The sequence below is a fragment of the Legionella nigrisilvae genome (assembly GCF_977063395.2).
In genome coordinates, this window is sequence record NZ_CDRUGZ020000038.1 from 558,916 (window position 1) to 573,962 (window position 15,047).

A 15,047-nucleotide genomic window follows, 5' to 3' on the forward strand; every position below is an offset into this window, starting at 1 on the left:
TTTAATGGTCATCTTTTTTATTACTTTAAGCATCCTGATATTAAGCTTGCTTTGCGTTGTCGTGATGGTGTACAAACTTTCTCGCCAACCTGCTGAGCCTATATCATTGATGCAATATTTAAAATTAAGTATAAGCGGAGTCATCGCTTTTATCGCAGACACTTTAGGCGTGGGCAGCTTTGCTGTGAATGTGGCCTTGGCAAAATTGACGGGCACGTTTCGTGATGATGAAATGCCTGCTGTAAATAATGGCGCCCAAGTTATTCCCGGGACAATCGAATCATTGTTTTTTATGGGTTTGATTGATGTTGACTTAACTACCCTTCTAACTTTAGTTATGGGTACCTGTGTGGGTGGCTTACTTGGTGGTTTTGTAGTCAGTCACTTAAGCAAGCAAGCGATTCGTTTGGCGATGGTTTGTTGTTTTGCTTTAATTATCCTACTGTTAATCTCTCATCAATTCCGTTTATTACCTGTGGGTGGTGAATTAACTGAATTGCATTCATGGAAATTGGTTATAGGCTTTCTGGCAATGGTGGTTTGTGGTGCATTAACTTCGGTGGGAATTGGTTTGTTTGTAATGGTACAAGGTGTACTGTTTTTAATGAATATTTCGCCTGTAGTTGCATTCCCAATTATGACTACAGCGGGAGCCATGCAGCAACCATTAACTACTTTAGTGTTCTTAAAACACGATAAAATTCCTTTAAAGAAAACCCTGATTTTAAGTCTTTCAGGTTGTCTAGGCGTCTTTATTACGATCCCTATTTTTATGCAGTTAACTATTACCTGGTTGCATCTCCTTTTATTGTTCATTTTGATTTATAATTTCTTTGCTGTAGGACGTTCGTTTTTACGTTCCAGACCCAGCAAAAATTACGTACAAACCTCAACACCAGCTTCCCTTGTAACAGCAGAATAATAGTTATACTTCACACGCTCATTTTGTGGGCGTGTGAAGTATAGTATGATTAGCTAATTTTTAAAAAGAAAAGAATGCCCTATGGATGAACCAGTCAGTAAATCACAGAAAAAACGAGACGCCGATTTTTTGCAGAAAATGGGTGTACAACTAATCGACTTGAGTTTATCCAAACTTGAGTTGCTTCCCCTTCCTGAAAATTTGTACAAAGCAATTATCGACGCCAAAGCAATTAAAAGTCATGGGGCCAAACGAAGACAAGCCCAACTAATCGGAAAATTAATGAGAGCTGCCGATCATGAAGAAATTTTAGCCGCTTATGAGCGTTTACTTGAAGAAGAAAGTGCGGTAACTGCCTCCTTTCATGAAGTTGAGCATTGGCGTGAGCGTTTGATCAATGAAGGTAAAGAAGCATTAACCGCGTTCATTGAAGCCTACCATCCAGAAGATGTTCAACATTTAAGGCAATTAATTAAGAAAGCAGTTGATGATCAGCAAAAAGAAAAAAATACAGGCGCTGCCAAAGCACTTTTCCGCTATTTGAGGTCTATCATAGAATGAAATATTCTTTATTCGTAAGCTGTCCGCGGGGACTTGAATATCTATTAGAAGAAGAATTAAAGTCATTAGGTCTAGCGGTTACGCGAGTCAGCCCACAGGGCGTTTACGGAGAGGCCAATTTATTGACGGTATATAAGTTATGTCTCTGGTCAAGAATAGCTAATCGTGTGCAATTAATTCTTTTTAGTGGGTACGCAAGTAATGAGCAGGCAATACATCAACTGTGTACCGAGTTTCATTGGCAGACCGTTTTTTCGCATGATAAAACAATTGCGATAGAATTCCACGGAGCATCCGAACGCATTCGCAATACTATGTTTGGGGCCCAAGTAGTTAAAGATGGGATCGTAGATCATTTCCGTAGATTAGACCATTCACGACCTACAGTAGACAAAGAAAAGCCACAAATTCTTATTCATGCCTATTTGAAAAACGATGTGGTCACTGTGAGCTTTGATCTCACAGGATATAGTTTACATCAGAGAGGATATCGTCATAAGGCAGGCGCAGCCCCTATAAAGGAAAATGTCGCCGCCGCATTGCTAATGCGGGCTAAATGGCCAGAATTAGCGGCTAAAGGTTATGCTTTGCATGATCCTTTTTGTGGTGCAGGAACCCTAGTGATTGAGGCGGCGATGATGGCCGCGCACATTGCTCCAGGTTTATTACGTCAGGATCAGTCGTTACAATATTGGGCGCAACATCAATCCTCACTATGGGAAAAATTGCGGGTAGAGGCCTTACAACAAGTTAAACCGCTGCCTGTAACTTTATTAGGAACGGATGCAGATCACAAAATAATTGCTGTAGCTCGTGCAAATGCGGAACACGCAGGTGTTGCTCCCTTGGTTAATTTTAAACACCAAGCATTGAAAGAAATGGATGCTCCCACAACAAAAGGATTGGTCATATGCAATCCTCCCTATGGTGAAAGGCTTAGTGATGCGACCCATTTAGTTCCTCTCTACCAGCAGCTTGGTAAGATTTTGCATGCGCATTATCAAGGTTGGAAGGCAGCAGTTTTGACCTCTAACCCTGTTTTAGGTAAAGCATTAGGATTACGGGCGAGCAAACAATACACCATATATAACGGCGCTTTGGAGTGTAAGCTTTATTGCTTGGATATTCATGTGACTAATGAGCTTAAAGGCATGATGAGTAATAACCTATCTGAAAGCGCACAGATGTTATTTAATCGCCTGGAAAAGAATTATCGTCATTTACAAAAATGGGCCAAGAAACACCAAATTTCGTGTTATCGAGTATATGATGCGGATTTACCTGAATATGCCTATGCCATCGATATTTATAACGATTATGCAGTTCTTCAGGAATATGCTGCTCCGGCAAGTGTTCCGCCCCATAAAGCAGAAAAGCGAAGTTTAGAAGTATTGCAGGTTACTCCAAAAGTATTAGAAATTGAACCCGATAAAATCGTTGTAAAACAACGTAAACCACAAAAAGGCAGCGAACAATATCAAAAACTGGGACAAAGTAGAACCACCATGGTGGTCACAGAAGGTCCGGCAAAATTTAAAGTTAATTTGTATGATTACCTGGACACGGGTTTATTTTTGGACCATCGCTTAATGCGCTTGAGTTTTGGGAAATTAAAACCAGGAACACGCTTTCTTAACTGTTTTTGTTATACGGCCACTGCCAGTGTTCATGCGGCCTTAGCTGGAGCCCAGACTATTAATGTTGATCTGTCCAATACTTATTTGCGTTGGGCTGAAGAAAATTTCAAATTAAATCATCTTGATTTATCGAGACATCAGTTTGTGCAAGATGATTGTCGAGAATGGTTGAGAGGTACTCGCGATCGATTTGATGTGATTTTTTTAGATCCGCCAAGTTTTTCTAACTCCAAGCGGATGACGGACACCTTGGATATTCAACGGGATCATGTTTCTTTAATAAATTCTGCTATGCGTTTACTCAATCCCGATGGTATTTTATATTTTTCTACCAATTTGCGGCAATTTAAATTGGACGCCCAACTTAAAGAAAAATATTCAGTACAGGATATTAGTGCGCAGACTATTGATCAAGATTTTAAGCGAAACCAAAAAATTCATCATTGTTATAAGCTAATGATGCCGCAATTTGCGAGTATTTGACACCGATTCATTTACAGAGAGTAAAAATGGAAAAGCAAAAGGGAAGAAGGAGAAGATTATTAGCCCCTGCTAATGTCTACCAACATATGGTTCGTAATGCTTTTTTTGGGCTTTTAATCACTTTACTGGCGCTTTTTATAGGAATGTGGGGATATCATTATTTGGAGAATATGTCTTGGATTGATGCATTCATGAACGCGTCCATGATTCTTTCCGGGATGGGACCAGCATCCAATTTGGTAACGGACCCTGGAAAAATCTTCGCAGGGTGTTATGCATTATTTAGCGGACTGGCATTTATTGCAATTATGGTAATCATCCTTTCACCTTTGATTCATCAGTTTTTTCGTAAAATTCATTTGGAAAGCAAAACAATCTATGCTGATGAGTAGGAGTAATAGCGAACGAATTACAGGGTATTCCTTTCCATACCATATATTTGCTCCCTCAAAGACTGCATGAATCCAGCCATGAAAAAGAGCTCTGCAACCAGAAATAAGGGCGCGATGAGTGATTGACTCAAATTATCCATGAATGCTGGTCTTTTGCCTTCGAGATAATGACCATAGAATTGTAATCCCCAGCCTACGATAAAAAAGATGACAAAGGACCAAAGACCTAATGGGGTCGGACCATCTTGACTGAACCAATTTGCAATCAATAATAAGATAAGCATAATTGGAGTAAGTGCTAACGCGAGTTGCCAATTTAAACGATAGTAATAAATTAAGCTGATTAAGGTCATTAAACAGGCAAAATTAGTTGCAAAGATCCCGGGGACGATAATTTTTACGAAACCAAACAGAATCATCACCGATAAAATAATGAGCGGTACACCCGCCATATGCGTATAACGTGTTTGAATATTTTGATGATAGCCGGCATAAAATTGTGCTTGTTCAATAAAAGATTTCATTTTAAAAACATAGACTAATAGAGTTTTATAAAACATAACACATTCTCTTAAGAAAAACAGTTATTCCCGCTAATCTGTGTTTCTCAAGATGTTTGACTAGGGACTATGAAGACTTCAACCAATTTAGCTACCTACTTATCAAAGGTGTATGCTCCTACAAGATAGAGCACATTTCCATTAGTTGAGGAACCCGGTATATAAGCGGCTTTTAAAGAGAGTTTTTTATAAAATAAACCCGCCCATGGGACTGCTCCAGGGAAAGGAATGCTGTGTAAAATATCAGGACGTGAGGTAACTAATACGGAAACTCCCAATCCGGCTTTAAAATTTTGGGTCAATTGAGCAACTTTCAAATAGGCATACCCTACAGTAGGTTCAATCTTACGATGAGACTCAAGGAAAGCAATTGCATAAAGACCGTGCCAATTTCCTTTTTCATCAAAAAAACCTTTACCCAATCCCCCGCCCCAAGCTAATTCGTTGTATTTTTTTTCTTGCAATAGTTCAGCAGGATAGGTAAAGCGGTTATGCCACGCATAACCTGAGAAATAAAGTTCTGTGTTGCCTTCAGTCCATGTTTGGTGAAGCCGATAACAAAGAGGCTTAAATATAGGAAGCCAATATTTACAACCCTTGGGTTCTTCGGTGCTAAACGTTAAGAGGTCTTTTTTCTTTCCATTATTCTGCACGGTTCCATTACTGCTTGATACTTGCGTTTGGTTAGCTTTTGGGGTAGATGAAATTACAGAGGATCTGTTACTGTAAGTATTTAAAGAAAATAATATCAATAGACCAGTAGCGATCTTTCGTAAGGTTGTTTTTTTCATTTAATTTAAAACCTATGCGGGATCTAAACAACAAACATAATTTATATGCTAACTTTTCCCATTTTGGCAGCGTTCTTGCTTATAAATAAATAGAACTATGACGTTTCAAAATCGTGAGCATACCATGGACTTGTTTCGTAAAAAAGAAATTAATGAATCCTTTGATGGTGAATCCCATCTTGTTAAATGTCTTACTGCTTTTGATCTGACTTTCTTAGGTATTGGGGCCATTATAGGTGCAGGTATTTTTATTTTGACAGGGGTGGTAGCGGCATCCGACGCGGGTCCTGCAGTGATATTTTCTTATATATTGGCTGGATTTGCTTGTGTCTTTGCTGCTTTATCTTATGCGGAATTGGCGGCCTCAATTGGCGGATGTGGCAGTGCTTATGGCTATGCTTATGCGGGTTTTGGAGAGTTAATTGCATGGATTGTAGGTTGGGACTTGCTATTGGAGTATGCCATTTCTGTTTCGGCAGTGTCGGTAGGATGGAGCGGTTATGCCAATGATTTTCTCATGGTACTAAAAATAAATCTTCCTAAAATGCTTTTGCATGGGCCCATAGAGGGGGGGAGCTTTAATTTATTGGCGTTTGTCATTATTGCATTTTTAACCGGATTATTAATTTGGGGGGTCAAATCAAGTTCCCGAGTTAATAATATTATGGTGATGATCAAACTTGTCGTGATTTTACTTTTTATTGTGATTGCTTCAAGGGAGGTTTATCCGCCTAATTGGTCCCCCTTTTTGCCTTTTGGATGGGGAGGAGTAATTAAAGGGGCTTCATTAATATTTTTTGCTTATATTGGATTTGATGCCGTATCTACAGCGGCAGAAGAGGCGATAAATCCACAACGCGATTTACCTATCGGTATCATAGGGTCACTATTTATTTGTACGATTTTATATATTATTGTTGCAGGGTTATTGACGGGTATAGCTCACTACAGCACCCTCAATGTTGCATCGCCCATTAGCCATGCTTTATTGGTTTTAGGTTATAAAACAGTAGCTAGCTTTATCAGTGTGGGTGCAATAGCGGGATTGACTACCGTAATGTTAGTATTATTTTATGGTCTAACCCGGGTTATGCTAGCCATGACTCGCGATGGTCTATTACCCAAGATTTTTTCACAAACAAACAAATACACTCATACACCCATACGCGTTATTTTTCTCTGCGGAGTGTTAATGTCTTTACTTGCCGCCTTTTCCCCAATACATGTTTTGGCCGAGTTGGTTAATGTCGGCACCCTGTTTGCTTTTTTTATTGTTTGCGCCGGTGTTCTCTATTTACATTATAAACAACCCAGCATGCCTAGACCGTTTAAAACTCCTGGGATGCCCTACGTTCCTATTTTGGGGATGCTTAGTTGTTTTTATTTAATTATTCATTTACCTCTGATGACGATAATCCGTTTTATTATTTGGATGGCTATTGGGCTAGTGGTTTATTTTGTCTTTAGTTATTCAAATAGTGCTTTAGCAAAAAAATAATTTAAAAGCATGTTTTGCGAGTTGGGGTCTGCTTTTTGCTCAATTTCTAATAGGAGCAACAATATTTTTCTTCTATGTTATAAATAAATTTAATTCCTTACCGTAAGAGACTAAAAAATAATACAAATTACTTTATAATGGCCCCGCAGATCATTAAATAAACAGAAATGGGGGTGTTATGGAATCATCTATAGAAATAAAAGACCGAATAAAGACAAATAAAAACACAAATGGATCAATTATAAGATTAGAACCTGAATATGCATCTTATTTGCACGGTTATCCGGGTGCTTATGGTTTCAATGTAAATGCATTACAAGAACTTGCTCGTGGTGACTCGCTCCCTATTAATAACCTGGAACATGCCTTATACAACACAAAAGCAATTGTTACAGAACTTGTTAATGATGGGGTTGAAATTGCTTTTGTTGCAGAAGAAGATTGCAGAGAGTTAAAAAAAATATTAGAAGAAGTTCCTCAGAGTTTGTGGAGTTTGACTTTTGAACCCCAATTAATCATGCAACAAATAGAGAATTCATTAAGCCAAGGTCCTAACTTTTTTGAAGAGCAAAGGAAAAAATATGATGTCCAACAAGAGCGTCATGATGAGGTAGAAGAAGTTCAATCGAAGCCGAATTAATTGATTAGAAATGGATCTTGCAAGATAGTTAACGGTGATTACTATGATGAGATGTTTATGACTCCTCTTAGATATGACTTAATACCAATGCAGCTGAAATTATTGCAGCTGCTGGTAGGGTAATGAGCCAAGAAAAGAAAATTCTTTTAATAACACGCCAATGTGCTCCACCAACTCCGTTAATTAACCCAACACCAGTAATTGCCCCTGTTACGGTATAGGTAGTGGATACTGGAATGCCACATTGAGTCGCAATAAAAAGTGAAACAGCTGCTCCGGTTTCAGCAGCACAACCCTTCATGGGATCCAACTTTGTGATTTGAGTTCCCATTGTCCGCACAATCCGCCACCCTCCAGCCAAAGTTCCAAGACTAATTGCAGCCTGACATGAAATAACTACCCAAAATGGGACATAAAAAGGACCTTCAATCCATGCCGAGGAAAACAGTATTATGGAAATAATGCCCATCGTCTTCTGTCCATCATTGCTCCCATGGGTAAGACTTAGTAATGCGGAGGAGCACAATTGGAACCCTTTAAATAATTTAAATTTAGTATCTTTTTTATTGTGCAGAAATTTAGCAAAAAAATAAGTAATAACCAATGCAATAATTAAACCAAGCGCGGGTGATATAAAAATCCCTCCAATCACTTTAGCAAACCCTGACATTTTAAGTGAGGAAAATCCTCCCTTAGCAATAGCGGCGCCCGCCAGCCCCCCAATAAGCGCATGGGATGAGCTGGATGGAAGTCCATAAAACCAAGTAACCAAATTCCAGAAGATGGCGCCAATCAATGCGGCTAAAATAAAATGAGTATCAACAAAATCAGACTCAATCAAGCCACTGCCTATAGTTTTTGCTACCGTGAGATTAAAAACTAAAAATGAGATGAAATTAAAAAAAGCGGCCCATATGACTGCTTGCTTGGGGGAGAGAACCTTCGTGGTCACAATAGTAGCTATAGAGTTTGCGGCATCATGAAACCCGTTGATAAAGTCAAAGATATAAGCAACTAAAATAACAAAAAGTGTAAATAAAATAGCTGTGTCCATAGCAATAGCTCCTTGTGCCATAGCTTGATAACCTAACGAAAACACAGCCTACCTAGAATAGTTTATCTTGGGTGAGCAATGCGAAATCTCTACGCTCTGCTTTGGATGAAACTCAGGTTTTGCAATCTTATTCTACTCCATTCAATCCTTAGGTTCGTATTTGCTCTGTTTCCTCAGGCTGCTAAACATAGTAACTACTTTTAGTCATTAATTTAGATACTACACGCATTAATTGTTTAACCATGTAAGGGAGTTCAATTGCTCCAGCGTTCAACGCTGTAGCTGCATGTTGTTCTTCGTCTTCTTTCATTTTAACGAGAATCGCATGTGATTTTTTATCTTTTGGGGGTAATTTTTGTAAATGACATCTTAAATGATCTGAAACTTGGCGCTCCGTTTCGGCAACAAAACCTAAACTTACTTTATCTCCAGCAAAACCAGCAAATGCTCCTAATAAAATTGAGCCAGCATACCAGAAAGGATTTAATAAACTTGGTTTTGAACCGAGCTCAGCCAATCGTTCTTCACACCAAGCTAGATGATCTATTTCTTCAGCGGCTGCATCACTCATTTGTTTTTTAATATGGGTTAAATGTGCTGTTAAGGCTTGGCCTTGATACAGGGCCTGGGCACAGACCTCCCCTGCATGATTGACACGCATAAGACCAGCTACATGTTTCTTTTCTTTAATAGAAAGATCGATGTCAGTAAATGATTCTGCTGGGGATGGACGAGTATTTATCCGCTGCGCTGGGGGAAATAAAGTACGTAGCGCATTGTCTACTTCGGCGATTAGGGTTTCCAGTATACTCATAAGTAAATGGTTTCTTATTGACAATTGACCACTATAGTAGCTTGAATATCATCAGGATTGAAGTCATTGTTAGTTTTTGCCGATCCTGTCGTTATAGACCCCTCTATTTATTAGAAAGTGTTTGACCTACATCAACCCATTCATTCTCCACGGAAGGGTTATTTTTTTGTACCGCTCTTGTTGTATTTCTCGGGTTAAAAGAATTGTTTGGATCTACATCAACCCATTCATCCTTCACAGAAGGGGTTCCTGTGCGTTTTAGGTGCGTGCTTACATTGCTACCAACGGGGGGAACCACGCTAATCGTGATTTCATTGTGTTTCGCAGGTTGACTTTCTTCAGGGTAAATAGTTTGCCTTCCTAACCGATGCAAAATACCTACAGAAGAGATGAGGGTCATTAATGAAAGCATCGCCCCTGATGCAGTGGGAAGGGAGACACTGATTAAAGAAAAAAGTTGAACAAAAGGATAAGCTAGATTACTCAATAGGGTAAGTGCTCCTGGCCCCATAGAGGGCATTAGTGCTGCCGAAATAGGTGGAGCAAAAAACGAGAGAGCAACTACCGCAGCACCGATAAAACATACCGAAGCTAATGCGCTGAGAAATCCTAAAACGGGATGGACTCTTTGAGCTTCCTTAAAACTCGTTATGGGCGAGGTTATGGTGCGCGTTAGATAATAAGCCCCTTTAAATAAACCTTCCAGCCCCATCGTAACAAGCAATAAAGCACTACGGATGCTCTGTGTGAACCAATTAGTAGGAGCCCAAGAAAGTGTTATGTTTTTTAAGAATGAAAATGTTTCACTCAGAAAATTAAGTGGGAACTCCGTAAAAAACGAGAGTAAATTGGTTAACGGAGCAGTAATGAATTTTAAGGTGATAAAATAAGCGAGTTTGGATCCTTTAGGATCAGATGGCCAGCCTAAAAAGTAGTGACCAAAATGATAATTATCCCTTACTTGTGTATCAATAAGAGGCAAGAAGGTATCTTGCCAGGCCTTTTTCCAAAAGGAAAAAATTGACATATCTAAAGTTTTGGGGGCGTTTTGAGTCTGGAGTTTTGCTGCTGCATCGGTTACTGGATTTTTTAGAGCGTCTAATAGGTTTTGGGGAGAAGGATCAAAATTGCTGTTTAACCTATCTGCTAAAATCTCGATGAGACTGCCTGTATGGTAACCGCAAGTAATCCCATCAAAAAAAGATTGGGTCCCCAAAGAGTAATAAGTTGCAGAAGGGATTCGTTTAGAACTTATATGGTTTAAATCGACATTAAGCTCTTTGCTTGCCCATGGGTTTAAAGAATGAAATGCAGCTCCGAGGATCCCGATGACAGTATTTTTTGAGCGATTACTCGCAAAAAAACGTTTGGGATTGCTGTACTTGGAATCATAGATTTTAGGTACTCCATTGGGTGGAAGATGCATGGTAACAATATGCTGTTCAGTGGCTCCCTGACCTTCAACTCCAAAGAGAACATGCTTGTTGGTTAAATTGTTTTCTTCAAGATAATTCAAGAAATGGTTAAGTGATTTCACTGGTATCGAGTTATGCACAATAACCACGTCACCGCGCTTTTCAAAGCTGTATCCTAAGCGAGAGGGTTTATTAGTGAATAAATACGGATAGATCAAGTTACCAAGTGGGAAATAGCCTGTCATCAATATTCTTTGGATTATTTCTGATTCATTTAAGTATACATTGATCAGTATTAAGGCATCCTTAAGTTAGGTTAATTCACTTCGAATGGATGCTTTATCCGAATACCCTCTTCGTTATTGGTTAAGCCAATTTTGTAAAGCGTTCACCGTTTCTTGGTGAACTTTAAGAAGTTGCTCATAGAGTGTCGGAGGGTAGAGTTTCGGATTCTTTTGAAAGTGTTCTTCTAATATCTCACAGGTATGGCGCATGCGGAGGGTACCACAATAAAGTGCACTACTTTTCATTTTATGCGTTAACTTGTTGATTTCAACAAGATCTTGATTGTTCCAAGCTTGAGCAGTTTTAATTAAATCTTTGGTATTTTCTTCGATAAGAAGGTGCAGTATTTTTTTGAGTGCTTCTTCTGAACCTAGATTGTTAATACCCTCAGTACGATCAAATAAAGGATACTCATCAAATTGCAAACTAGATTCTGGCGGTGTGATCGTCCCATTAGCTGGTGAAAATTTGGAATTGCTATATCGAACTAATAGCTCCTGTAGCAAATGAGTGCGAAGTGGTTTCGTGATTACTTGGTTCATCCCAACATTTAGGCATTCACTTTCAATATCAGCTATTGCATGGGCCGTCAAACCAATGATGGGGGTGGGAGGATGGTTATGGCTTTGTTCATACTGACGCAGCTTTTTAGTTAATTCTATTCCGTTAGTGTCAGGTAAACCAATATCACTTAATACCCAATCAAAAGTATGAGATTGAAATAGCTCTAATGCTTGGGTACCTGTTGAGGCCGAGAAAAATCGGATGCCAGCTTGTTGTAAAAGATTTTCTATCAAAGTTAAAGCAATAGCATTATCTTCAATAATTAGCACTAGAGGAGAATGATTTATTTCTTTAGAAGCTGTCCGATTTACAAAGGAGGTGAACGAAGTGGGCTCCTGAGCATCGACCGGTTTATTCGCGCTTTGAGCAGGAACCGTTAATGTGAAGGTGGTTCCAACGTGAAGCGTAGAGTCGACCCTTATCTTGCCTTTTAGAAGTTGGGTATAACGTTTCACGATATGTAAGCCTACTCCATGCCCTGAATAAATGCCCTGCGATGAAGGGGTTGCGCGATAAAAGCGTTTGAAAATTTTGTCCTTATCTTTAGGTCTAATTCCCGGACCCGTATCTTTGACAAAAAATTCAAGAAATGCTTTTCCATGATGTAATTTCGGCCTCACTCCAATTTCAATAAAACCCTTTTCCGTGAATTTAACGGCATTTCCTAAAAGATTTAATAAAATTCGATGCAGTTTTACCGTATCGGTAGTTATCCATTCGGGCGTATTGCAGTCAATACTAATTAATAAATCCAATTTTTTCAAAGCGATGGTTGGACGTTCAAGATCTGCAATACTGTGGATTAAATCCTGCACATTACAAACGGATTCCTTAATGATATTTTCTTGCTGGCTACCTGCAGCAATTATATCCAGTACCCCATTAAGTAACGCTAAGAGCTGTTCTCCGCTAATGTTGATCATACGCGCATGTTCTTTTTCGCGGGTATTTTGAGCTTCTTGTTCCAGAATGCTCGAGATCCCAATAATTCCACTTAAAGGTGTACGAATATCATGACTCATATTGCGAATGAATTCGTCTTTGGCATAATTCGCGGCTTCTGCTTTTTCTTTCGCTCTTTTGAGCTCTGATTCAATTTTTTTTAGGTGAGTAATGTCAATGGTATTGCCAAGAATGCCGATAATGTTCCCTGATTTATTCAACAAAGGTCTTTTAGTCGAAAGTAAAATCACCTCTTCGCCTGATGGCAAAAGAGTTTTCTCTTCTCGTGACAACTCAACATTTTTTTCAATCACTTCCAGATCATTTGCTCGATAGATGTTGGCGGTTTGTTTACCAAAAATTTCATAATCGGTTTTGCCGAGAATTTCATTTTCATCGCATTTATGGATAAATTTCATATGATAAAGACTTTGGACACAGCGTTGATTCATACCCGACCAGACACCGTTTAAGTCTTTCCAGTAGACATCTCCAGGTACCGCATCAAGCAGATTTTTCAATTGGGTATATTGTACTTCCAGATGTTCAATTTTATTTTGTAAGGTATGAACTGTTTTTTTTAAATCAGCGATTAAGTGAGCAGTGTTGGAAGTTTCTTTTTTTGCCATTTTGTTCCGTGATAAATATAAATTTAATTCAGCGTAATTTTGAGTGCCCAAACCTAACAAACATGAATTATCCTGTATTTTAAGGCTTGGTCAATCGCCTCTATTGACACAAAAATTAAATAAGTGTCCACTTATTTTTAAGCATAGCATAGATAAAGATCTCTAACTTTTTATTAATATAGGTTTTTTATTGAATTGATTGTTCTTAAAATCGATATCATGTTTTATTTGCATTCTGTTATAATGTGCAAAACTGAATATCCGGTAATCTCATGCTCACTCCTGATGGACATTGTGCAAATAAGATCGAAAAAGTAATGCTGTTGGCATTGTGGGCTAATACTTTAAGAGACGAAATTCAGACACAAGGCTTATCCGAAACAAAAAAATTAATCTTTGCAGGTCTTGGAAAACCTACCTATCCTATTAATACACATACGATTGCATCGTATCTTTCATATTGGCAAAAACTAGACCATTTAACCAATAAATGGAAAATAGACCCTCACCAGGTTGAAGAAGATATTGCTATCGATTATGGGGATCCTCGTGGTGATTACGGACCACGAGAATTAATGGCAGACATTATGTCCCGCTGGTATGAGACTGAAATTAAACCGCACAACGTATTATTTACTGTAGGAGGTATTGGTGCCTTACGAGTATTATTTGAAACCTTTAATACTCATTATGAAGACGTTCCGGGATATCGAATTATCACCCCTTTCCCTTATTACAGTGCCTATTCCAACAATCCATTGCATTGCTTGCATCCTATTCATGTAATGGATGCGCCGGGATATAAACTTACCGCACGAGCAACAGAAGAAAGCATTAAGGAAGCTTATTCCCTTGCTGAAATGGATCACGGCTGGCCCAAAGCCATCCTAATTTGTAATCCATCCAATCCTCTCGGAAACATTATTGATGCAATTGAGTTAAAAAAAATTGCGGAGGTTTTACGAAAGTATCCTGATTTGTACATCATTTTCGATGAAGCTTATACTGAAATGAGTTTTTCAGAGATGCCTTCCTTCTTAAAAATTGCCCCCGATCTTAAAGAACGAGTGATAATCTTACGTTCGGCAACAAAGGCCTTGTCTGCAGCTGGGGAACGCATGGCGGTTCTTTTAGTATTCGAATCCAGTTTGATGAATGAAATGCTCAATAAAAACATAAGCTACTTTATCCATGCGCCGCGTTCAGCCCAAGCAGCTTACGCACAAACTATGGCTAATTTTGGGGCTGAGGAAAAAAATAATATTGCTGCATTTTATAAGAAAAAGGTCGATTATGTGGTTGAACGGTTAAAAGCCATGGGAGCGGCAATGCCCGATCCTTTATATCAGATAGAAGCTACTTTTTATGTTCTTGCTGACTTTAGCGATATGTTCGGTCTGCCTTTGCCAAAAGATGTTGCTCGCGTTTTACAAAGATCGGGTGTAGTAAAGACGGATGAAGAGCTAGCCTATTATCTATTATTTGAAGACAATCTTATGATTACCCCTTTATCCTATTTTGGGTTGTCAAAACATGATGGCTTCATGCGCATTACATGTAGCGGTCGTGAAAATGAACTCCATGATTTGATGGATCGATTGGAGAACAGGTTATTTGGATCACGAAAAAATAAGAAGGATGTTCTATTAGAACGCATCAATCACATGCTTCCTGAATTAGAGAAAATGGATGCCCATATGTTTGACTTGATTTGTCAAAAACTGCAGGCAACGAATATGGAAGAAGATACGTGTCTGAATTTAAAATCAAAGAATCAAATTATAAGAAAAATTTATGATACGGTAGTTGATTTTTTTGAACTTATGAAACAAGAGGCCTAATCAATCTGGAATAACCCCG

Annotated in this window: 13 protein-coding genes; 7 read left to right on the top strand and 6 right to left on the bottom strand. The window is 38.8% G+C overall.

Annotation, left to right across the window (positions count from 1 at the left end):
• Positions 1–4 precede the first annotated feature (4 nt).
• The 4 genes from ACWTE2_RS24790 to ACWTE2_RS24805 all read left to right on the top strand — a co-directional run bounded on the left by ACWTE2_RS24790 (position 5) and on the right by ACWTE2_RS24805 (position 3,995).
• Positions 5–922, top strand: a complete 918-nt coding sequence (locus ACWTE2_RS24790; protein WP_454784849.1) for a sulfite exporter TauE/SafE family protein — start codon at positions 5–7, stop codon at positions 920–922.
• A gap of 81 nt (positions 923–1,003) precedes the next feature.
• Positions 1,004–1,483, top strand: coding sequence for a ribosome biogenesis factor YjgA (gene yjgA, locus ACWTE2_RS24795; protein ID WP_182392146.1), 480 nt, complete (start codon positions 1,004–1,006; stop codon positions 1,481–1,483).
• Positions 1,480–3,603 (top strand): bifunctional 23S rRNA (guanine(2069)-N(7))-methyltransferase RlmK/23S rRNA (guanine(2445)-N(2))-methyltransferase RlmL, encoded by a 2,124-nt coding sequence (gene rlmKL, locus ACWTE2_RS24800; protein WP_454784850.1) that lies wholly within the window; start codon positions 1,480–1,482, stop codon positions 3,601–3,603. Before yjgA ends, rlmKL begins: the two co-directional genes overlap by 4 nt.
• Positions 3,604–3,629: 26 nt before the next feature.
• Positions 3,630–3,995 (top strand): hypothetical protein, encoded by a 366-nt coding sequence (locus ACWTE2_RS24805; protein ID WP_454784851.1) that lies wholly within the window; start codon positions 3,630–3,632, stop codon positions 3,993–3,995.
• Between the two features lie 17 nt (positions 3,996–4,012).
• Here the strand turns inward: ACWTE2_RS24805 and ACWTE2_RS24810 are convergent, their stop codons facing one another.
• Positions 4,013–4,519, bottom strand: coding sequence for an Mpo1 family 2-hydroxy fatty acid dioxygenase (locus ACWTE2_RS24810; RefSeq protein WP_454785024.1), 507 nt, complete (start codon positions 4,517–4,519; stop codon positions 4,013–4,015).
• A 131-nt stretch (positions 4,520–4,650) separates the two neighbouring features.
• Positions 4,651–5,346, bottom strand: coding sequence for a lipid IV(A) palmitoyltransferase PagP (gene pagP, locus ACWTE2_RS24815; protein WP_454784852.1), 696 nt, complete (start codon positions 5,344–5,346; stop codon positions 4,651–4,653).
• 124 nt (positions 5,347–5,470) lie between these two features.
• Between pagP and ACWTE2_RS24820 the strand changes: the two genes are divergently transcribed.
• Together ACWTE2_RS24820 and ACWTE2_RS24825 are read left to right on the top strand one after the other, a co-directional pair.
• Entirely contained in the window at positions 5,471–6,844 is a 1,374-nt protein-coding gene (locus ACWTE2_RS24820) for an amino acid permease (RefSeq protein ID WP_454784853.1), read from the top strand.
• Between the two features lie 178 nt (positions 6,845–7,022).
• Positions 7,023–7,484 carry a hypothetical protein gene (locus ACWTE2_RS24825; RefSeq protein WP_454784854.1) on the top strand — a complete coding sequence of 154 codons (462 nt, stop codon included), beginning with the start codon at positions 7,023–7,025 and terminating at the stop codon, positions 7,482–7,484.
• 67 nt (positions 7,485–7,551) lie between these two features.
• On the opposite strand, the gene ACWTE2_RS24830 is transcribed toward ACWTE2_RS24825, so the two are convergent.
• The 4 genes from ACWTE2_RS24830 to ACWTE2_RS24845 form a co-directional block, all read right to left on the bottom strand.
• On the bottom strand, positions 7,552–8,538 hold the full coding sequence (locus ACWTE2_RS24830; RefSeq protein ID WP_454784855.1) for an inorganic phosphate transporter: 987 nt from the start codon (positions 8,536–8,538) through the stop codon (positions 7,552–7,554).
• Positions 8,539–8,719: 181 nt separating this feature from the next.
• On the bottom strand, positions 8,720–9,352 hold the full coding sequence (coq7, locus tag ACWTE2_RS24835) for a 2-polyprenyl-3-methyl-6-methoxy-1,4-benzoquinone monooxygenase (RefSeq protein WP_454784856.1): 633 nt from the start codon (positions 9,350–9,352) through the stop codon (positions 8,720–8,722).
• A gap of 103 nt (positions 9,353–9,455) precedes the next feature.
• Positions 9,456–11,012: a hypothetical protein gene (locus tag ACWTE2_RS24840; protein WP_454784857.1), complete on the bottom strand. Its 1,557-nt coding sequence runs from the start codon at positions 11,010–11,012 to the stop codon at positions 9,456–9,458.
• A gap of 114 nt (positions 11,013–11,126) precedes the next feature.
• The gene (locus tag ACWTE2_RS24845) at positions 11,127–13,187 is read right to left on the bottom strand and encodes an ATP-binding protein (protein ID WP_454784858.1); all 2,061 of its coding nucleotides are present in this window, start codon (positions 13,185–13,187) and stop codon (positions 11,127–11,129) included.
• A gap of 272 nt (positions 13,188–13,459) precedes the next feature.
• Between ACWTE2_RS24845 and ACWTE2_RS24850 the strand changes: the two genes are divergently transcribed.
• Positions 13,460–15,028, top strand: a complete 1,569-nt coding sequence (locus ACWTE2_RS24850; protein WP_454784859.1) for a pyridoxal phosphate-dependent aminotransferase — start codon at positions 13,460–13,462, stop codon at positions 15,026–15,028.
• Positions 15,029–15,047: the final 19 nt, after the last annotated feature.